The sequence below is a fragment of the Streptomyces sp. NRRL B-24085 genome (assembly GCF_001282115.1).
In the GTDB taxonomy this organism is placed as follows: Bacteria; Actinomycetota; Actinomycetes; order Streptomycetales; family Streptomycetaceae; genus Streptomyces.
The window spans coordinates 1-18,921 of record NZ_LJBR01000097.1 but is presented as its reverse complement, the minus strand read 5'-3'; the positions used below and the strand labels follow the sequence as shown (position 1 = coordinate 18,921).

17 protein-coding genes and 1 riboswitch are annotated in these 18,921 nt (G+C 70.5%); of the genes, 10 read left to right on the top strand and 7 right to left on the bottom strand.

Annotated elements, in window-relative coordinates; genetic code table 11:
* Positions 1–103 precede the first annotated feature (103 nt).
* Complete coding sequence (locus AOJ26_RS13415; protein WP_020139189.1) at positions 104–385, top strand: HPr family phosphocarrier protein; 282 nt, start codon at positions 104–106, stop codon at positions 383–385.
* 126 nt (positions 386–511) lie between these two features.
* On the opposite strand, the gene AOJ26_RS13410 is transcribed toward AOJ26_RS13415, so the two are convergent.
* The 4 genes from AOJ26_RS13410 to AOJ26_RS13395 all read right to left on the bottom strand — a co-directional run bounded on the left by AOJ26_RS13410 (position 512) and on the right by AOJ26_RS13395 (position 5,309).
* Entirely contained in the window at positions 512–1,207 is a 696-nt protein-coding gene (locus AOJ26_RS13410; RefSeq protein WP_053848483.1) for a GntR family transcriptional regulator, read from the bottom strand.
* A 187-nt stretch (positions 1,208–1,394) separates the two neighbouring features.
* Positions 1,395–2,147: a M23 family metallopeptidase gene (locus AOJ26_RS13405; protein ID WP_053848482.1), complete on the bottom strand. Its 753-nt coding sequence runs from the start codon at positions 2,145–2,147 to the stop codon at positions 1,395–1,397.
* 13 nt (positions 2,148–2,160) lie between these two features.
* A riboswitch (cyclic di-AMP (ydaO/yuaA leader) is annotated at positions 2,161–2,324 on the bottom strand.
* Positions 2,325–2,523: 199 nt separating this feature from the next.
* Positions 2,524–3,912 (bottom strand): M16 family metallopeptidase, encoded by a 1,389-nt coding sequence (locus AOJ26_RS13400; protein WP_053848481.1) that lies wholly within the window; start codon positions 3,910–3,912, stop codon positions 2,524–2,526.
* Entirely contained in the window at positions 3,909–5,309 is a 1,401-nt protein-coding gene (locus tag AOJ26_RS13395; RefSeq protein ID WP_053848480.1) for a M16 family metallopeptidase, read from the bottom strand. Before AOJ26_RS13395 ends, AOJ26_RS13400 begins: the two co-directional genes overlap by 4 nt.
* Positions 5,310–5,642: 333 nt before the next feature.
* Here AOJ26_RS13395 and AOJ26_RS13390 point away from each other — a divergent pair, with 333 nt between their 5' ends.
* Positions 5,643–8,096, top strand: a complete 2,454-nt coding sequence (locus tag AOJ26_RS13390) for a DNA gyrase/topoisomerase IV subunit A (protein ID WP_053848479.1) — start codon at positions 5,643–5,645, stop codon at positions 8,094–8,096.
* Here AOJ26_RS13390 and AOJ26_RS13385 read toward each other — a convergent pair.
* Positions 8,093–9,199 (bottom strand): CobW family GTP-binding protein, encoded by a 1,107-nt coding sequence (locus AOJ26_RS13385; RefSeq protein WP_078959881.1) that lies wholly within the window; start codon positions 9,197–9,199, stop codon positions 8,093–8,095. The genes AOJ26_RS13390 and AOJ26_RS13385 overlap by 4 nt on opposite strands.
* A gap of 321 nt (positions 9,200–9,520) precedes the next feature.
* Here AOJ26_RS13385 and AOJ26_RS13380 point away from each other — a divergent pair, with 321 nt between their 5' ends.
* The 4 genes from AOJ26_RS13380 (at position 9,521) to AOJ26_RS13365 (ending at position 11,769) form a co-directional block, all read left to right on the top strand.
* Positions 9,521–10,081, top strand: a complete 561-nt coding sequence (locus AOJ26_RS13380; protein ID WP_053848478.1) for a DUF6082 family protein — start codon at positions 9,521–9,523, stop codon at positions 10,079–10,081.
* A gap of 218 nt (positions 10,082–10,299) precedes the next feature.
* On the top strand, positions 10,300–10,539 hold the full coding sequence (locus AOJ26_RS13375) for a hypothetical protein (protein WP_179200215.1): 240 nt from the start codon (positions 10,300–10,302) through the stop codon (positions 10,537–10,539).
* Positions 10,540–10,656: 117 nt separating this feature from the next.
* A complete protein-coding gene (locus tag AOJ26_RS13370) occupies positions 10,657–10,944 on the top strand; it encodes a hypothetical protein (protein WP_086723833.1) in 288 nt (95 codons plus the stop codon).
* Positions 10,945–11,157: 213 nt separating this feature from the next.
* On the top strand, positions 11,158–11,769 hold the full coding sequence (locus AOJ26_RS13365) for a DUF6082 family protein (protein ID WP_234358545.1): 612 nt from the start codon (positions 11,158–11,160) through the stop codon (positions 11,767–11,769).
* Between the two features lie 10 nt (positions 11,770–11,779).
* On the opposite strand, the gene AOJ26_RS13360 is transcribed toward AOJ26_RS13365, so the two are convergent.
* Positions 11,780–12,943, bottom strand: coding sequence for a citrate synthase/methylcitrate synthase (locus AOJ26_RS13360; RefSeq protein ID WP_053848477.1), 1,164 nt, complete (start codon positions 12,941–12,943; stop codon positions 11,780–11,782).
* Positions 12,944–13,065: 122 nt separating this feature from the next.
* Between AOJ26_RS13360 and AOJ26_RS13355 the strand changes: the two genes are divergently transcribed.
* The 4 genes from AOJ26_RS13355 (at position 13,066) to AOJ26_RS13340 (ending at position 17,797) form a co-directional block, all read left to right on the top strand.
* The gene (locus AOJ26_RS13355) at positions 13,066–14,328 is read left to right on the top strand and encodes a citrate synthase (RefSeq protein ID WP_053848476.1); all 1,263 of its coding nucleotides are present in this window, start codon (positions 13,066–13,068) and stop codon (positions 14,326–14,328) included.
* Positions 14,329–14,379: 51 nt separating this feature from the next.
* Complete coding sequence (locus AOJ26_RS13350; protein WP_053848475.1) at positions 14,380–15,324, top strand: sucrase ferredoxin; 945 nt, start codon at positions 14,380–14,382, stop codon at positions 15,322–15,324.
* A 125-nt stretch (positions 15,325–15,449) separates the two neighbouring features.
* Positions 15,450–17,117 carry an ATP-binding protein gene (locus tag AOJ26_RS13345; protein WP_053848474.1) on the top strand — a complete coding sequence of 556 codons (1,668 nt, stop codon included), beginning with the start codon at positions 15,450–15,452 and terminating at the stop codon, positions 17,115–17,117.
* A complete protein-coding gene (locus AOJ26_RS13340; RefSeq protein ID WP_053848473.1) occupies positions 17,117–17,797 on the top strand; it encodes a response regulator in 681 nt (226 codons plus the stop codon). Before AOJ26_RS13345 ends, AOJ26_RS13340 begins: the two co-directional genes overlap by 1 nt.
* Positions 17,798–17,803: 6 nt before the next feature.
* On the opposite strand, the gene AOJ26_RS13335 is transcribed toward AOJ26_RS13340, so the two are convergent.
* On the bottom strand, positions 17,804–18,874 hold the full coding sequence (locus AOJ26_RS13335; protein WP_053848472.1) for an ABC transporter substrate-binding protein: 1,071 nt from the start codon (positions 18,872–18,874) through the stop codon (positions 17,804–17,806).
* Positions 18,875–18,921: the final 47 nt, after the last annotated feature.

Below are 18,921 nucleotides of genomic sequence, written 5' to 3'. Positions count from 1 at the left end.
GGTCCGACGTCTCACCGCCGGGAGGACTCCAGGCCCTCCCGGGAGACGCTTCACGTGTGGGAAACTGGTCTAGACAACCCTGAACACCGAAGGGCAGCATCACATGGCTGAGCGCCGCGTCAACGTCGGCTGGGCCGAGGGCCTCCACGCCCGCCCCGCTTCCATCTTCGTCCGGGCCGCCACGGCCGCAGGTATCCCGGTGACGATCGCCAAGGCCGACGGCAACCCCGTCAACGCGGCCTCCATGCTGGCCGTGCTCGGCCTGGGCGCCCAGGGCGGCGAGGAGGTCGTCCTCGCCTCCGACGCCGAGGGCGCGGACGCGGCTCTCGACCGGCTCGCGAAGCTGGTCGCCGAGGGGCTCGAGGAACTTCCCGAGACCGTCTGAGCACGGGTGTCCTGAAAAGCAGGCAGGGGCTCGTCCGAATTATCGGGCGGGCCCTTCGCTTTATCCTTTTGCGGGCAGCGGAAATAGCCCCCGCGAATTACTCCCTCTTTGTATACGGCGTCCGTGTTAATGCCGCACACCCGTCACGTTTACGGGATGTTGCGAACTCCTCACACGGTCCGCGCGGTCCTGCCCGGAGGCGAACCGCAGCCGGTGCGCCGCGCCCGAGCGCTCGGTGTGCAGTGCCGTGATCGCACGCGCCCGTTCGCCGTCCCCGCGGGCCACCGCGTCCACGATCGCGCCGTGCTCCGCCCAGGACTCCACGGGGTCGGCCGGCGCGTCCACGACGTACATCCAGGCGATCTTGTGCCGCAACTGGGTCAGCAGCGAGGTCAGCGCCGGGCTGCCGGTGGCCTGCGCGAGCGTCTCGTGGAACCAGCCCCCCAAGGAGCGCAGATCGTCGCTGTTGCCCCGCCTGGCCCGCTCCTGGCCCAGCCTGACCAGGCCGCGCAGCACCTTCAGATGGGCCTCGGTGCGCCGCTGGGCGGCCCGGGAGGCGCCCAGCGGTTCGAGGAGCATGCGCATCTCCAGGAGGTCGGCGCCCTCCTGCTCGGTGGGTTCGGCGACGCACGCGCCCGCGTGCCGCCGTGTCACCACGAAGCCCTCGGCCTCCAGGGTGCGCAGGGCCTCACGGACGGGGACCCGTGAGACGCCGTAGCGGCGGGCGAGCAGTTCCTCGGTGAGCCGGCTCCCGCGCGCGTGGACACCGGCGACGATGTCGTCCCGGATCGCCGTGCATACCGAGTGCGCCGGAATACGCATGTCCGACCTCCGTCTTAATCCCCGCGAAACGTCGCCGATTGACGTGTGTTCAGTGACTCTATTGCAATGAGCGGGAATTTCCGACGGCGGACCGGAATCCAGGGATATTTTTTGGACAACGGGGTGCCGGAAACGACGAAACCCCGGCTCCGGGAGCCGGGGTTTCGCGGAGGTCGCGGGGCGATCGTCAGACGTTGACGCCGTGCGAGCGCAGGTAGGCGACGGGGTCGATGTCCGAGCCGTACTCGGGGCTGGTGCGCGCCTCGAAGTGCAGGTGCGGGCCGGTGACGTTGCCGGTCGCACCGGAGAGGCCGATCTGCTGGCCGGGGGTGACGGACTGGCCGACCGAGACGCCGATGGACGACAGGTGACCGTACTGGGTGTACGTGCCGTCGGCCATCCTGATCACGACGTTGTTTCCGTACGACCCGCCCCACCCGGCCTCGACGACGGTGCCGCGGCCGACCGCGTGCACGGAGGTGCCGCTGGCGGCGTGGAAGTCGACACCGGTGTGGCTGCCGGAGGACCAGATGGAGCCGCCGCTCTTGTAGCCGGTGGAGACGTAGGAGCCGGAGATCGGGGCGACGAAGGCGTTGAGGCGCTTGCGCTCGGCCTCGCGGGCGGCGCGCTCCTTGGCCTCGCGGATCTCCTTGGCGCGCGCCTCGGCCTTGCGCTTGGCCTCCGCCGCCGCCTTCTTCTGCGCGGCGGCCTGCGCCTGGGCCTCGGCCTGGGCGTCGAGCTGGGCGGCGAGGGAGTCGCCGACGGAGACGACGGGCATGAGGCCGGTCTGCTCGACGGAGTTCTCGGCGGCGAGCGCCGGGGCGGCGATGGTGCCGATGACGCCGGTGGTGGCGAGGGCGGCGACGCCCGCGGCGCGGGCGGTGGTGCGCTTCATGCGGCTGGGACGGCGGTGCTTCCCGGTGGCGCAGGTGAACGCCATGTGGTGGCTGGTCCTTTCCTTCCTTCTCGCCTACCGGGTTAGCTGACGGGTTCGGAGCAGGAAGGTCTCCTACGGACCCCCTCGCGGTTGCGCGGGCGTCCGATTCACCCCAGGGACGTGGTGTGGGTCCCCGGCTCCCCTGGCTCGCGCCGTACGGGGACTCGGCGATGACTGTCCGGTGCCGCGGGCGCGGCGCAGTGCCTGACGGACAGCCCGGAAGACGCTAAGCGGGGCGGCTTTCAAGACCCAAACGGATCAGGGTGTTTGTAGCGCATCCCACAGGGCAGACAGGCAACCTCCCACCCAATTCGGACATCAAAGGGCCCTGGTGACGCGGTCGTCACCAGGGCCCCTCCACGCGCGTGCCGTTGCCCGACTACTCGGCGCTGACGACCTTGACCTCGCCGATACCGAGGGCCTCGACGGGCTCCTTGATGGCCGCCGCGTCGCCGACCAGGACCGTCACCAGCCGGTCCACCGGGAAGGCGTTCACGACGGCCGCGGTGGCCTCCACGGTGCCGGTCGCGGCGAGCTGCTGGTACAGGGTCGCCTGGTAGTCGTCGGGCAGGTGCTGCTCGACCTGGTCGGCCAGCGTGCTCGCGACGGCCGCTGCCGTCTCGTACTTGAGCGGCGCCACACCGACGAGGTTCTGCACGGCGACGTCGCGCTCGGCGTCGGTGAGGCCGCCCTCGGCGAGCGTGCGCAGCACCTTCCACAGGTCGTCCAGCGCGGGACCGGTGTTCGGGGTGTCGACGGAGCCGCTGATGGCGAGCATCGCGGCGCCCGAGCCGTCCGGCGCGGACCTGAGGACCTGGCCGAACGACCGTACGCCGTAGGTGTAGCCCTTCTCCTCGCGCAGGACGCGGTCCAGGCGGGAGGTGAGGGTGCCGCCGAGGCAGTACGTGCCGAGCACCTGCGCGGGCCACACTCGTGCGTGCCGGTCGGCGCCGATACGGCCGATCAGGAGCTGGGTCTGGACGGCTCCGGGGCGGTCCACGATGACCACCCGGCCGGTGTCGTCGGCGGTCACCGGCGGCACCGGGCGCGGCTGGGCCGGGGAACCGGTCCAGGCACCGAGCGTGTCGGCGAGCAGCGCGTCCAGGTCGATGCCGGTGAGGTCGCCGACGACCACGGCGGTCGCGGTGGCGGGCCGCACGTGCTTCTCGTAGAAGGCGCGTACGGCCGCGGAGTCGATGTTCTCGACGGTCTCCTCGGTGCCCTGGCGCGGGCGCGACATGCGCGAGTCCGCCGGGAACAGCTCCTTGGAGAGCTCCTTGGCGGCGCGGCGGGACGGGTTGGCCAGCTCGTGCGGGATCTCGTCGAGGCGGTTGCGGACGAGCCGCTCGACCTCGCCGTCCGCGAACGCGGGCGCCCTGAGCGCGTCGGCCAGCAGACCGAGCGCCTTGGCGAGGCGGGAGGCCGGCACTTCGAGGCTGAGGCGGACGCCCGGGTGGTCGGCGTGCGCGTCGAGGGTGGCTCCGCAGCGCTCCAGCTCGGCGGCGAACTCTTCGGCCGAGTGCTTGTCGGTGCCCTCGGAGAAGGCGCGCGCCATGATTGTGGCGACGCCGTCCAGTCCTGCCGGTTCGGCGTCCAGGGGTGCGTCCAGGAGCACCTCCACGGCGACGACCTGCTGGCCGGGGCGGTGGCAGCGCAGCAGGGTCAGGCCGTTGTCGAGCGTCCCGCGCTCGGGGGCGGGGAAGGCCCACACCTTGGGCTCGCCCGCCTGCGGCTGCGGGTGGAACTCCATCGCGGCGAGCTCGCTCACTTGGCCGCCTCCTCGTTGTCGTCGCTGGCTTCTACGGTTGCCGCGGCCTCGGGGTCCTCGGCGGCGTCCTCGGCGCTGTCGGCGATCTCGGCCGGGGTGAGCGGCTCGTAGACCAGCACCGCGCGGTTGTCGGGGCGCAGCCTGGCCTTGGCGACCGCCTGGACCTCCTCGGCGCTCACGTCCAGGACGCGCTGCACGGCGGTCAGGGCGAGCTGCGGGTCGCCGAACAGGACGGCGTAGCGGCACAGTTCGTCGGCGCGGCCCGCGACGGTGCCGAGCCGGTCCAGCCACTCGCGCTCCAACTGGGCCTGGGCGCGCTCCATTTCCTCGGCCGTGGGCCCCTCCGCGGCGAACCGCGCGAGCTCCTCGTCGATGGCGGCCTCGATGACCGGCACCTCGACGTCGCCGGAGGTCTTCACGTCGAGCCAGCCCAGGGAGGGCGCACCGGCCAGGCGCAGCAGTCCGAAGCCGGCCGCGACGGCCGTGCGGTCACGCCGTACGAGCCGGTTGTAGAGGCGGGAGGACTCACCGCCGCCGAGGACGGTGAGGGCGAGGTCGGCCGCGTCCGCCTCGCGGGTGCCGTCGTGGGGCAGCCGGTAGGCGGCCATCAACGCGCGCGCGGGGACCTCCTCCTCGACGACCTCGCGCAACTGCTCGCCGATGATCTCGGGCAGCGAGCCGTCGCGGGGCGCGGGCTTGCCGTCGTGCGAGGGGATGGAGCCGAAGTACTTCTCGACCCACGCGAGCGTCTGCTCGGGGTCGATGTCGCCGACGACCGACAGGACGGCGTTGTTGGGCGCGTAGTAGGTGCGGAAGAACGCGCGCGCGTCCTCCAGGGTGGCCGCGTCCAGATCGGCCATGGAACCGATCGGGGTGTGGTGGTAGGGGTGGCCCTCCGGGTAGGCGAGCGCGGTCAGCTTCTCGAACGCGGTGCCGTAGGGGACGTTGTCGTAGCGCTGCCTGCGCTCGTTCTTGACGACGTCGCGCTGGTTCTCCATCGACTCCTCGTCGAGGGCGGCCAGCAGCGAGCCCATGCGGTCGGCCTCCAGCCACAGCGCGAGTTCGAGCTGGTGGGTCGGCATGGTCTCGAAGTAGTTGGTGCGCTCGAAGCTGGTGGTGCCGTTCAGCGAGCCGCCCGCGCCCTGGACGAGTTCGAAGTGACCGTTGCCGTGCACCTGCTTCGAGCCCTGGAACATCAAGTGCTCGAAAAGGTGAGCCAGGCCGGTACGCCCCTTGACCTCGTGGCGCGAGCCGACGTCGTACCAGAGGCACACCGCCGCGACCGGGGTCAGGTGGTCCTCGGAGAGCACCACGCGCAGCCCGTTGGCCAGGCGGTGCTCGGTCGCTGTCAGGCCCCCGGTGCCTGCCTGGTCTGTGGCCGTGTGACCCATGGGCATGTACGTCCCTTCGATCGCCGTCGCGGTCGTGGAAACCGCGGTTTGTGGAGCTGTTTTCCTGCCGGTCCTGCCACTGTATGCAAGCGTGCCGACCCTCGGTGAAGTTCCCGGGGCGCGTACGCCCACAGCGGATCGCGTAGCCTGCGGGCAACCGTGAGGGAGGCGCTGCGCGGCCCCCGGGCCCGGGCGGCACCGCCGGGCCCTGCCCGGACTGTCAGTGCCGCGGTCCACAATGGTCCGCGTCAGATCCCGTTCACGCTTCAGCAAGAGTGAGCCAAAGGGCCGACGTGAGCGACCCGTAGGCGAGCGACCAGAAAAGAGGAGCCGGCAGCGATGGCCCGCCGCAGCACGAAGACCCCGCCGCCCGACGACTCGTACGAGGAGCGGATCCTCGACATCGACGTCGTGGACGAGATGAAGGGCTCGTACCTCGAGTACGCGTACTCGGTCATCTACTCCCGCGCGCTCCCCGACGCCCGCGACGGCCTCAAGCCGGTGCACCGGCGCATCGTCTACCAGATGAACGAGATGGGCCTGCGCCCCGACCGCGGCTATGTGAAGTGCGCCCGTGTGGTCGGCGAGGTCATGGGCAAGCTGCACCCGCACGGCGACGCGTCGATCTACGACGCCCTCGTGCGCATGGCCCAGCCCTTCTCGATGAGCGTGCCGCTGATCGACGGCCACGGGAACTTCGGCTCGCTGGGCAACGACGACCCGCCGGCCGCCATGCGGTACACCGAGTGCCGCGCGGCCGAGGCCGCGAGCCTGATGACGGAGTCCATCGACGAGGACACGGTCGACTTCGCCCCCAACTACGACGGCCAGGAGCAGGAGCCGGGCGCCCTGCCGGCCGCCTTCCCCAACCTCCTGGTGAACGGCGCCTCGGGCATCGCGGTCGGCATGGCCACCAACATGCCGCCGCACAACCTCACCGAGGTCATCGCGGCCGCCCGCCACCTGATCCGCTACCCGAACGCGGATCTGGACGCCCTGATGAAGCACATCCCGGGCCCCGACCTGCCCACCGGCGGCCGGATCGTCGGTCTCACGGGCATCCGGGACGCCTACGAGACGGGCCGCGGCACCTTCAAGATCCGTGCCACGGTCTCGGTGGAGACGGTGACCGCCCGCCGCAAGGGCCTGGTCGTCACCGAGCTGCCCTTCACGGTCGGCCCGGAGAAGGTGATCGCCAAGATCAAGGACCTGGTCGGTGCGAAGAAGCTCCAGGGCATCGCCGACGTCAAGGACCTCACCGACCGCGCCCACGGCCTGCGCCTGGTCATCGAGATCAAGAACGGCTTCGTGCCGGAGGCGGTCCTGGAGCAGCTCTACAAGCTGACGCCGATGGAGGAGTCCTTCGGCGTCAACAACGTGGCGCTGGTCGACGGGCAGCCCCTCACGCTCGGCCTCAAGGAGCTCCTGGAGGTCTACCTCGACCACCGCTTCGAAGTGGTGCGCCGGCGCAGCGAGTTCCGGCGCACCAAGCGGCGCGACCGGCTGCACCTGGTCGAGGGCCTGCTCACCGCCCTGGTCGACATCGACGAGGTCATCCGCATCATCCGCTCCAGCGACAACTCGGCGCAGGCGAAGGAGCGCCTGATCGAGCGCTTCTCGCTGAGCGAGATCCAGACGCAGTACATCCTGGACACGCCCCTGCGGCGCCTGACCCGGTTCGACCGCATCGAGCTGGAGTCCGAGAAGGACCGGCTCAACGCGGAGATCGCGGAGCTGACCCGGATCCTGGAGTCGGACGCGGAGCTGCGCAAGCTGGTCTCCGCCGAACTGGCCGCGGTCGCCAAGAAGTACGGCACCGAGCGGCGCACGGTGCTGCTGGAGGCCGGAGCGACGGCCCCGGTGGCCGCCGTGCCGCTCCAGGTGGCGGACGACCCGTGCCGGGTGCTGCTGTCCTCGACGGGGCTGCTGGCCCGTACGGCGAACGGCGATCCGTTCCCGGAGGAGGCCGGCGGCAAGCGCGCCAAGCACGACGTGATCGTCTCGGCGGTGCCGGCCACCGCGCGGGGCGAGGTCGGCGCGGTGACGTCGTCGGGCCGCCTGCTGCGGATCAACGTCATCGACCTGCCGCAGCTCCCGGAGTCGGCCGCGAACCTCTCGGGCGGTGCCCCGCTGGCGGAGTTCGTCTCCCTGGAGGACGGCGAGACGCTGGTCTGCCTCACCACGCTGGACGAGTCCTCGCCCGGCCTGGCGCTCGGCACCGAGCAGGGCGTCGTCAAGCGCGTGGTCCCCGACTACCCGTCCAACAAGGACGAGTTGGAGGTCATCACGCTCAAGGAGGGCGACCGGATCGTCGGCGCGGTGGAACTGCGCACCGGCGAGGAAGACCTGGTCTTCATCACCGACGACGCCCAGCTCCTGCGCTACCAGGCGTCCCAGGTCCGTCCGCAGGGCCGTCCGGCGGGCGGTATGACAGGTATCAAGCTCGCCGAGGGCGCGAAGGTCATCTCGTTCACCGCGGTGGACCCGGCGGCGGACGCGGTCGTCTTCACGGTCGCGGGCTCGCGCGGCACGCTCGACGACTCGGTGCAGACGACGGCCAAGCTGACCCCGTTCGACCAGTACCCGCGCAAGGGCCGCGCCACGGGCGGTGTGCGCTGCCAGCGGTTCCTGAAGGGCGAGGACTGCCTGTCCCTGGCCTGGGCGGGCGCCGTCCCGGCCCGCGCCGCGCAGAAGAACGGCACCCCGGCCGACCTCCCGGAGATCGACCCGCGCCGCGACGGCTCGGGCGTGTCGCTGGCGAAGACGGTCTCGGTGGTGGCGGGCCCGGTCTAGGCCGGTTCCCCCGCTGCCCCCTCTTCCCCGGGTTCCTCCTCGGTGCCCTGCACGTAACGCAGAACGCCCCACATGCCGGCCTCGTCGGTGTGCGGGGCGTCCTGCTGTGTCCCCTTGCACGCCTCCAGCTCCTTGCCGAGGGCGGACGTGTCGATGCCGGAGCCGATGAGGACGAGCTGGGTGAGACGGGTGTCGCCGGGCGGCCAGGGTTCCGGGTAGAACCGCAGAAACCGCCCTACGGCGTGTACGGCGTAGCGGTTGCGGACGTCGTACGGCCCGAAGTCGACGTACCCCTTGATCCGGTAGAGCCCTTCGGGCCGGCTGTCGAGGAAGCCCATGAGCCGACGCGGGTCGAGGGGCGTTTCCGCGGTGAAGGACAGGCTGTCGTAGGCGGAGTGCAGGTGCCCCGCGTGGGCGTGACCGTCGTGGTCGCGGTCCTCGTGGTCGTGCAGGTCGTCGAAGGAGAGCTGTCCGACGCGTTCCTCGCTGGGCCGGCAGTCGAAGAGGAACTCGGGGTCGACACGGCCGTAGGTGGCCGGGACGACGGCGGCGCGGTCGACGAGGGACCGGACGACCGCGAGAACGCGCTCGGCGTTCTCGGGAGCCGTCCGGTCGAGCTTGTTGACCACGACGAGGTCGGCGAGACCGAGGTGGCGGTCGAGCTCGGGGTGCCTGGCGCGGGTGTCGTCGAACTCGGCGGCGTCGACGACCTCGACGAGACCGCCGTAGACGATGTCGGGCTCCTCGCTGGCGAGCACCATGCGGACGAGTTCCTGCGGCTCGGCGAGCCCGCTGGCCTCGATGACGATGACGTCGATGCCGGTGTCGGGGTGGGCGAGCCTGGCGAGGTATCCGTCGAGTTCGCTGACGTCGACGGCGCAGCACAGGCAGCCGTTGCCGAGGGAGACGGTGGAGTCGCCGAGCGCGCCGGCGACGGCCATGGCGTCGATCTCGATGGCACCGAAGTCGTTGACGACGGCTCCGATCCGGCTGCCGCCGCTGCGGTGGAGGAGATGATTGAGGAGCGTGGTCTTGCCGGAACCCAGGAATCCGGCGAGCACGACGACCGGGATCTGCCGGGGGCTCCCGCTCGGCTGACTCAACGTACGACCTCTTTCGCGCTGCTGCGTGCACCGGATCGCGGTCCCGGCGCACGTCCGTGGGGGGAATGCCGGACCAGGATACGAGCCGGAACAATCCCCTCGAAGTGAACGATTGTTAGCAGCACTTGCGGGGCAGACGTTGGGGAAGGCGCCGGTTCGTGCGACCCTCACTTCCCTCCGTGCGCCTCCTCTCCGCCTCCCCCGCCGATCAGAGCCGCTCGGCACCCTGGGAGACGGCAAGCGCCGCCCACCGCTCGCCGGTCCCCATCAGTCGACCCGCACCCCGACGACCGGCGGACGGCCGTTTGGATCGGGGATGACATGGCCACACAGAAGCGTGGAGTACGAGGGTTCGTCGCTCCTCTGGCAGCCGGTCTCGGCCTGGTGACAGGAGCGCTCGTCGCTCTGACCGCACAACAGCGCGCGCTCCACACACTGCACCTGCGCCTCGACCACCTGGAAGAGCGGGTCGCGGATGGTCAGCGCCACGCCAACCTGGCCAGCCAACAGCGCCTGCACTGGGAACTGCTGAGCAAGGCCATCGACAGCCCTGAGCTGGCCGAGGTCCTGGACATCTTCGAAGTGCCGGCGGCACCGCAGAAACGCCGCCAATACCTCTTCGCCAACGCGCTGTACACGAACCTGCTGCTCTCCTACCGCCTGGGCAACATCAGCCGTGACGAATTCTTCGGGTTCATCCGCGGTCTCATACAGAATCCCGTCGTCAGGGAGTACTGGCACGCTACTCGTGGGCAGCGGGCAACCCTGCCCGAGGGGTCGGACGAGGCCGAGCTCGGCCGGATGGTTGACGAGTTGCTTCGGCAACTGGATGAAGCCGACGGGGACGAATGGTGGGTTGTTGGAGACTCACCAGGCGGCTGAGGGATCGACTCTCGGGAATCACACCCTCGGGCCATAACGAACGGATGAAGTCCCCAGTTGTCCCAGACGTCGCTGGGGTTGACTCACGCTCGATCGCGTAGAGCGACTCCACAAGTCGTCGCTCACGCCGCCGGTTGGCGAACGCACCCCACAGGGCCGCCTCCACCCCGCAGTCGTTGTGCGCAAGCTCTTCAGACGTGAGACCAGAGGAATCAACAGTGAGTCAGATCATCCGTCGGATCGGTGTACCCCCCAGCGCTCGGGGGAGCCAGGGCGGGGGCAACTGCCCTGACATCTTCGAATTGGCCGACGGAAGCTTCGCCGTGATCGGCAAGGACGTCACGGAACAACTCGACGGCGAACTCCCCGCCGACGCGTCGCGAGCGGACTACGAGCGAATCGTCGTCATCACCCGGGACACGCTCATCAGGGCCAAGGGCGACATCCCGGAGGCATGAGGAGCCGGGGCTCCCTTCGTCACCGACGCCGCGTTTCACGGACGGTCCGTCCCAGACCGGCCACCCGACGCCCCGAACCGGATTCCCCCTCACCGTGTCAAACCCCGAAGGATCAGGATGACCATCCATCTGGGCCGGAAAGCCGCCTGCCGGCTGTCCGCCTCACGCCTCCACATAAAGCGACGCATCGGTCTCCCCCCTCAGTCGAGGGGCAGCACCTGCGGCGCCACCTGTCCAGACGTCTTCGAACTCCGTGACGGTCGATTCGTGGTGATCGGCTCAGAGCGGACTGCGGAGATCCGGAAGGACTACCCGGGGATGCGGACGCTGGCCACTTCCGAGATTGTCGTGGTCGTGGACCGCGAGACACTCGCCTGCGCCAAGGCATTCATTCCCGACATCTGACCGGGAGTAGCCCGCACCGGAAAGTCCGGTGCGGGTATCCGCCCCACATAGGCCCCGGCGACGCCGTTTCTCCGTTCTGAGTCGCGGGAAGGATGTCGCAGGCTCTCGGGGGAGGCACGGATGGCGGCGCACCGCATATGGCGTTCGGCTCTTGTCGCATCCGCGTGGGGTTCCGTAGCAGTCGCTGTCACTGGTGCCGTCGGTGCCGCCTCAGTGGTGGTCAGCGGCTGGCTCGTCCGAGGTGTCGAGGAAGCCAACGGAGACAGGCACACGGCACTGGAGCGCAGCTCACTCGGGGAATACTTCGGCGGGGCCAGCGCAGTCTTCTCTGGTCTGGCACTGCTCCTGCTCGTGGCCACGCTTCTGCTCCAACAGCGAGAGCTGCGGATGCAGCGTCACGAACTCGCCATGCAGCGCGAGGAACTCGTCTCTTCCCGCAACGAGTTGCACCGGAGCGCCGAAGCCGACTTACGGGCCCTCCATGTCCAGCTCACTCAGATGGCGATGGACGATCCCGCGCTGGCCGAGGTCTGGAACGACTTTCCGGGTGCGTCCCCACAGGTCCTCCGGCAGAACCTCTTCGCCAACCTGACCTTCAGTCATTACCTGTTGGTCTACAAGTGGGGCGGCATCACCGAAGCCGAGTTGGTCGCACGAGCGGGAACCCTGGTGCAGAGCCCTGCCTTCAATCGGTATTGGGCGGCTTCCCATGGCGCGAAGGAGGTCCTGCCGCCCGACACTGACGAAGGGCGGTTGTTCAGGATCTTCGAGAGCGCGATTCGGGCCGCGCAACAGCCCGACCCGCCGCCTCGGCCCCCCGCCTGACAAGGTCTCGTCACCTCACCGGCACCGCCACCGGCGCCTCCGCCCCCACATACCGCGCCATCGGACGGATGATCTTCGAGTCCGCCGCCTGTTCGAGGATGTTGGCGCTCCAGCCCACCACCCGCGCCGCCGCGAACGTGGGCGTGAACATCTCCCGTGGCAGCCCGCACAGCTCCATGACCACGCCCGCGTAGAACTCGACGTTGGTGTGGAGTTCCCGCCCCGGCTTCAGCTCGGCCAGGATCGCCTCCACCTGGCGTTCCACCTCGACGGCGAAGTCCACCCGGGGCCCGCCGAACCGCTGGGCGACCTCCCGGAGCATCCGGGAACGCGGATCCTCCGTGCGGTAGATCGCGTGACCGAAGCCCATGATCCGTTCACCGGCGAGCACCCGCTCACGGATCCAGGGGTCTATCCGGTCGGGCGTGCCGATCGCGTCCAGGGTGTCCAGAGCCCGACTCGGCGCACCCCCGTGCAGCGGCCCGGACAAGGCCCCTACGGCCCCCACGAGGCACGCCACCACATCCGCGCCCGTCGACGCGATGACCCGTGCCGTAAAGGTTGATGCATTGAAGCCGTGATCAATGGTTGAGATCAAGTACTGCTCGACCGCCCGGGCCCGCAGGGGATCCGGCTCCGAACCCGTCAACATGTAGAGGTAGTTCGACGCGTACGAGAGATCCGCCCGCGGCTCCACCGGCTCGAGTCCCTTGCCCAGCCGGTGGAGCGCGGTGAGCAGCGTCGGCACCGCGGCGGCCGCCACGAGCGTGTCCCGGCGCCGCTCCTCGGGGTCGATGTCGTACACCGGCCGGAATCCCTTCGCCGACCCGAGGAGCGACAACGCGGTGCGCATGCCGGCCAGCGGCCCCGACCTCCGGCTCGCCGCCGCGATGGCCGGCAGAGCGGCGCGGACCTCCTCCGGGAGCCGCCGCAGCCGCGCGGTCGCGGCCCGGAACGCCGCGGCCTGTCCGGCGTCCGGCAGTTCACCGTGGACCAGGAGATGCCAGACGTCCTCGAAGCCACGGGTCTGCGCGAGCTCGACGGCCGAGTACTGGCGGTAGTGATAGAACCCCTCGCGCCCCCGCACGTCCCCGACCTCGGTGTCGGTGACGAGGACGCCGGCGAGTCCCCGCGGTACCTCGACGAGTGTGGTTGCGGACCTGTTGACCGACATGATTCCTCCCTGGACTTGATTCGACTGTCCATGGTTGACTCATTTCCTGTCAATATTGATTAAATCAATGTGCACTCAATATCGCCCATCAACCCCTCCGGCTGCGGATACGGTGACCTCTTATGCGCGATCAAGACCCGCTCCCGGGCCCCGCCGACCACCGGCTCAGCACCAAGGAAGCCGCCGAACTGCTCGGGGTGAAACCCGAGACCGTCTACGCCTATGTGAGCCGCGGCCAGCTCAGCAGCCGGCGCGTCCCTGGCGGCCGGGGCAGCACCTTCGACGCCAAGGAGGTGGAGACCCTCGCCCGGCGCAACCGCCGGGAGGGCAGCGGGAGTCCGGGCTCCGGCGGCGATCTCTCCGTACGGACCCGCATCACGTTCATCGACCGGGACCGCTACTACTTCAGGGGCGTCGACGCGACCGAACTCGCCGCACGCCACTCCTACGAAGAGATCGCCGAGTGGCTGTGGACCGGCCGCATGCAGCCCGGGGTCACCTTCACCGCACCTGAGGCCACGGTCGACACGGCACGTCGCGCGGTGGACGCGCTGCCCGAACACACCGGGCCCACCGACCGGTTGCGGGTCGCCGCCATCGCCGCCGCGGCGGCCGACCCGCTGCGTTTCGACCTGTCCGAGGAGGCCGTGCTCGGCACCGCGCGGACCCTCATCCCCACCCTTGTCGCCGCCCTGCCACCCGTACTGCACGACCACCGCCGCGACGACGGCCGGCTGGCCCCCCGATTGTGGTCGCGACTCAGCGGACGCAAGCCCGATGAGGCCTCCCTGCGGGTCCTGGACACCGCACTCGGACTTCTCGTCGACCACGACCTCGCCGCCTCGACGCTCGCGGTCCGCGTCGCCGCGTCGGCTCGCGCGCACGCGTACGCGGCCGTGTCCGCCGGACTCGGCGTCCTGGAGGGCCCCTTGCACGGCGCGGCCAGCGGGCTCGCCCACAAACTGCTGCTCGACGTGCTCGAGCTCGGCGACGCGGCCCCTGTGATCGCGGAGGAACTGCGGGCCGGCCGCCGCATCCCCGGCCTCGGTCACCGGCTCTATCCGGGCGAGGACCCACGCGCGCGTGCCCTGTTCGCTCTCCTGGAGGAGATCCCCCGGGCCGAGCCCGCCCTCCTCGCGGCCCGCGACATCGTGGCCACCGCAGCCCGCCACGCCCCCCTGCACGCCAACGTGGACCTGGCCCTCGCCGTGTTCACCGCCTCCTCCGGGATGCCCGCCACGGCCGGCGAGACGGTCTTCGCCGTCGCCCGGACGGCGGGCTGGATCGCCCACGCGCTGGAGGAGTACGGCGAACGTCCGCTGCGCATGCGTCCGAGCGGCACTTATGTGGGCCCGAAGCCACCGCAGCCACTGCCGGAGCACTGAAACGGCCCGGCCGGAAGTCGCCGCGCGCCAAGTCAGGTTAGGCTCACCTCTGTGAGTACCTGCTCAACGGTCTCGCACGACCTCGACGAGCCCGTTTCCGGAACCGCGGCCACCGCGCGGACCTGGCTGCTGCTCGAGCAGCCCGGCCCCTGGGGGGCCAAGGCGCTCACTTCGAGCCACCTGGACCCCGCACTGGGCCGCGCCCTGGAGGCCGCGGCGAAGGACACGGGCGTGCGTGTCGCGCTCATCCGCCGCCCCGGACGGCACGCCGACAGTGGGACGCCCACCACCCGGCAGGTGTACGCCGCGCACACCGCCCCCGGAAACGTGTGGCTGCGCAGTGCGACGACCCGCGATCCGGGAGACCTGCTCGACCTGGATCTCGCCGCGCTCGGCAGGGGCGACCACGGCAGCTTCGACGCGGCGCTCGGCGGACGTCCGCACACCGGCGATCCGCTCGCGCTCGTCTGCACCAACGGCAAGCGGGACCGCTGTTGCGCGCTCCTCGGTCGTCCGCTCGCCGCGGAACTGGCCGCCTCGGGCGTCGAGGGCGCTTGGGAGGTCACCCATCTGGGTGGTCACCGGTTCTCCCCGACGGTGCTGGTCCTGCCGTACGGCTACGCCTACGGCCGCGCCGAGGCCCATGCCGTCAAGCAAGTCCTCCACAGCGCCCAGGAGGGCCGGATCGTGGTCGAGGGGTGTCGCGGCAACTCCGCCTGGGAGCGCCCCGGCCAGGCGGCCGAGCTGGCCGTCCGCACGACGGTGGGCGAATACGCGGCCGAGGCCCTGACCGTCGTACGCACGGACGGCGCTGCCCCGCACTGGGAGGTGACCGTCGCCCACGTCGACGGCCGCCACTGGCGCGTCCTCGTGGCGCAGACCGCCTCTCTGCCGCCCCGTCCGGAAAGCTGTGGGGCGTCGGTGCTCGGCTCGCCCGCGCGGATGGACGTGGTGGCGGTGCGCGAGCTGAGCACCTCGACGGCCCTGGCGAGCTGACCGTCCCCTCGCGCGGGTGCGTCCACAGCACCTCTCCGGCACATCCGGCCCGTCAACGTGTTGATCAAGAGATCCATGCCACACCCCCTACGGCGGATACGGCGCCTCCCCGTACCGTCATGGGTATGAGCCGCACTCCCCCCGCCCGCCGCCTGCGCCTCGGACTGCCCCGCCGGGTGTTCTCGCAGGTGCTTCTGATGCAGCTGGCGATCGCCGCGGGAGTGGCGGTGCTCGCGACCGGTCTGTTCCTCGCACCGCTGAGCAACCAGCTCGACGACCAGGCGATGCGCCGCGCGCTGGCCATCGCCCAGACCACCGCCGCCGAGTCGCAGATCGCCGAGCAGGTCAAGGACACACCCCCGCTGCCCGAGGGCCCCGTCCAGCGGGAGGCCGAGAGGATCCGCAGGGCGACCGGGGCCGAGTACGTCGTGGTGATGGACTGGCGGGGCGTCCGCTGGTCGCACCCCACCCGCAGCGAGGTGGGCAGGATCGTCTCCACGGACCCCGGCCAGGCCCTGGCCGGCAAGGAGATCATGCAGATCGACAGCGGCACCCTGGGCCGTACCGCCCGCGGCAAGGTGCCCCTGTACGACAGCGGACACAAGATCGTCGGGGCGGTCTCCGTCGGCATCGCCTACGACAGCGTGCGCGCCCGGCTGATCCACGCGATCCCTGGGCTGTTCGCCTACGCGGGCGGGGCCCTCGCCGTCGGCGCGCTGGCCGCCTGGCTGATCTCCAGGAGAGTCCAGCGGCAGACTCGTGACCTGGCCTTCTCCGACATCTCGGCTCTGCTCGCCGAGCGCGAGGCCATGCTGCACGGCATCCGGGAGGGTGTCGTCGCGCTGGACCGGGCCGGACGCATCCGCCTGCTCAACGACGAGGCCGGACGTCTGCTGGGCATCGGCGACGAGGCCGTCGGGCGCTCCCCCGACGAGGCGCTCGGGGTCGGCCGTACGGCCGACGTCCTGGCCGGACGTGTGACGGGCACCGATCTGGTCACCGTGCGGGGCCAGCGGGTGCTCGTCGCCAACCGCATGCCCACCGACGACGGCGGAGCCGTGGCCACCCTGCGCGACCGCACCGAGCTGGAGCAGCTCGGCCGGGAGCTCGACTCGACCCACGGCCTCATCGACGCCCTGCGCGCCCAGGACCACGAGCACGCCAACCGGATGCACACGCTCCTGGGGCTGCTGGAGCTGGAGATGTACGACGACGCCGTGGAGTTCGTCGGGGAGGTCGTCGGTGACCACCGGGCCACCGCGGAGCAGGTCACCGAGAAGATCGAGGACCCGCTGCTCGCCGCGTTGCTGGTGGGCAAGGCGACCGTCGCCGCCGAGCGCGGGGTCGCCCTGTGGGTCTCGGACGGGACCCGGCTGCCGGACCGGCTGGTCGATCCGAGCGGCCTGGTCACGATCGTCGGCAACCTCGTGGACAACGCCCTGGACGCCGTCGCCGGCACACCGCACGCACGCGTGGAGGTCGAGTTGCGCACAGAGGGCCGTACCGCGGTCCTCAGGGTGCGGGACACCGGGCCCGGCATCCCGGTGGAACAGCGCGAACTGGTCTTCACCGAGGGCTGGTCGACCAAGGAACCGCCCGCGCACCGGGGGCGCGGGCTCGGGCTCTCCCTCGTGCGCAAGCTCGCCGAACGTCAGGGGGGCAGCGCGACCGTCGGTGAGGCCGGCGGCGGAGGCGCGGAGTTCACCGTCGTGCTGCCCGACGCGCTGGCCGAGCCGCAGCCGGCGCTCACCGCCCCGCCCACCGGGCGGGCCGCCACCGAGGAGGAGTCGTGATGATCGAGGTCCTGGTCGTGGACGACGACACCCGCGTGGCGCGCGTCAACGCCGCCTATGTCGAGAAGGTGCCCGGCTTCCACGTGGCGGGCGAGGCGCACAGCGCCGCGGAAGCGCTGCGCCAGATGGAGAGCCTCCCCCATGTCGACCTGGTCCTCATGGACCACTACCTGCCCGACGAGACGGGTCTGGAAGTCGTCCAGGAGATGCGCCGGCGGGGCCACCAGACCGACGTGATCATGGTGACGGCGGCGCGGGACGTGACGACCGTGCAGGCGGCGATGCGCCACGGGGCGCTGCAGTACCTGGTGAAACCGTTCGCCTTCGCCGGTCTGAGGGCCAGGCTGGAGGCGTACGCCGAGCTGCGGCGCACCCTGGACGGCGGCGGGGAGGCCGAACAGGCGGAGGTCGACCGCATCTTCGGTGCGCTCTCCTCGCCCGCGGAGCCGGATCTGCCCAAGGGGCACTCCCCGACCACGGTGGAACTCGTCCGCAGGTCTCTCATGAACGCCGAAGGGCCGCTGTCGGCGCAGGAGATCGCCGAGCGGACCGGGGTGAGCCGGCAGACCGCCCAGCGCTATCTGAAGCTCCTGGAGCGCACGGGGCGGGCCAGGCTCACCCTCAAGTACGGCGACGCGGGCCGCCCGGAACACCGTTACGTGTGGGCGACCCGCGCGTGAGGAGGCTCAGCCCGCGTTCTGCGCTGCCTTCTCGACGAACTCGGTGGTGTACGTCTTGTCGAGGTCGACGTCGGCGTTCTGGATGTTGGGGTTGAACGCCTTGAGGACCTTCTCGACGGTCTCGGGACCGTTCTCGGGCATCACGCCGTCCTTGGTGAACATCGGCAGCGTGTTCTTGATGGCCACCGCGTACAGCAGCTTGTTGCCCTGCGAGTAGTCGGCGGGCATCTTGTCGGCGATCTGGGTGGCGCTGTGGGTGGACATCCACTTGAGCGTCTTGACGAATGCATTGGCCAACTTCTGGACGGTGTCCTTGTGACCGTTGACCCAGTCCGTCTGCATGTACAGGCTTGACGAGGGATACGGTCCGCCGAGCGCCTCGTCCGAGCCCTGGGGCGTCCGCATGTCCAGGAGGATCTTGCCGGCCTTCTTGTCCAGGATCGTCGCGACGGTCGGGTCGGTCGTCATGCCGCCGTCGATGGAGCCCTGCTGGAGCGCCGAGATGAAGGTCGGTCCCGCGCCGACGGCGACCGGGGTGAAGTCGCTGACCTTCACGCCGTTCTTGACGGCGAGGTACTTGGTGAGGAAGTCGGTCGAGGAGCCGAGGCCCGTGACGCCGAGCTTCCTGCCCTTGAAGTCCTTCGGTGAGGTGATGTCGCCCGCGGCCTTGTTCGAGACGATCTCCACCTCGCCGGGCGCGTGCGAGAACTGCACGACCGACTCCACGTCCTTGCCCTTCACCTGCAGGTCGAGGGTGTGGTCGTAGAAGCCGACGGCTCCCTGGACCTGGCCGGAGACGAGCGCGGTCTCGGCCTGGACGCCGGCGGGCTCGCTCAGCAGCTCCACGTCGAGTCCTTCGGCGTCGAAGTAGCCGAGCCGCTGGGTCAGCATCGCGGGCAGGTAGATGACCTTGTCGAGGCCACCGACCATGATCTTGACCTTGGTGCCCTTGCCGTCACCCTTGCTACCGGAGCCGGTGGACGCCGTGCTGGCGGCGTCGTTGGCGCAGGCGGTGAGCGAGGAGAGGGCGAGCAGGCCGGCGGCGGCCAGGGAGGTGTACCGGGCGGTCTTGCGCATGGGTTTCACGTCCTTGTGAGGGGCGGTGCGAGGGGGCAGGAGCCGGG

What these genes read in the sequence shown, in the direction of transcription:
- AOJ26_RS13360 (WP_053848477.1), bottom strand. Translation starts at nt 12,943, where the DNA reads ATGTCGGTCAACAGGTCCGCAACCACACTCGTCGAGGTACCGCGGGGA.
- AOJ26_RS13370 (WP_086723833.1), top strand. Translation starts at nt 10,657, where the DNA reads ATGACCATCCATCTGGGCCGGAAAGCCGCCTGCCGGCTGTCCGCCTCA.
- AOJ26_RS13390 (WP_053848479.1), top strand. Translation starts at nt 5,643, where the DNA reads ATGGCCCGCCGCAGCACGAAGACCCCGCCGCCCGACGACTCGTACGAG.
- AOJ26_RS13410 (WP_053848483.1), bottom strand. Translation starts at nt 1,207, where the DNA reads ATGCGTATTCCGGCGCACTCGGTATGCACGGCGATCCGGGACGACATC.
- AOJ26_RS13345 (WP_053848474.1), top strand. Translation starts at nt 15,450, where the DNA reads ATGAGCCGCACTCCCCCCGCCCGCCGCCTGCGCCTCGGACTGCCCCGC.
- AOJ26_RS13380 (WP_053848478.1), top strand. Translation starts at nt 9,521, where the DNA reads ATGGCCACACAGAAGCGTGGAGTACGAGGGTTCGTCGCTCCTCTGGCA.
- AOJ26_RS13415 (WP_020139189.1), top strand. Translation starts at nt 104, where the DNA reads ATGGCTGAGCGCCGCGTCAACGTCGGCTGGGCCGAGGGCCTCCACGCC.
- AOJ26_RS13335 (WP_053848472.1), bottom strand. Translation starts at nt 18,874, where the DNA reads ATGCGCAAGACCGCCCGGTACACCTCCCTGGCCGCCGCCGGCCTGCTC.
- AOJ26_RS13395 (WP_053848480.1), bottom strand. Translation starts at nt 5,309, where the DNA reads ATGCCCATGGGTCACACGGCCACAGACCAGGCAGGCACCGGGGGCCTG.
- AOJ26_RS13340 (WP_053848473.1), top strand. Translation starts at nt 17,117, where the DNA reads ATGATCGAGGTCCTGGTCGTGGACGACGACACCCGCGTGGCGCGCGTC.
- AOJ26_RS13355 (WP_053848476.1), top strand. Translation starts at nt 13,066, where the DNA reads ATGCGCGATCAAGACCCGCTCCCGGGCCCCGCCGACCACCGGCTCAGC.
- AOJ26_RS13405 (WP_053848482.1), bottom strand. Translation starts at nt 2,147, where the DNA reads ATGGCGTTCACCTGCGCCACCGGGAAGCACCGCCGTCCCAGCCGCATG.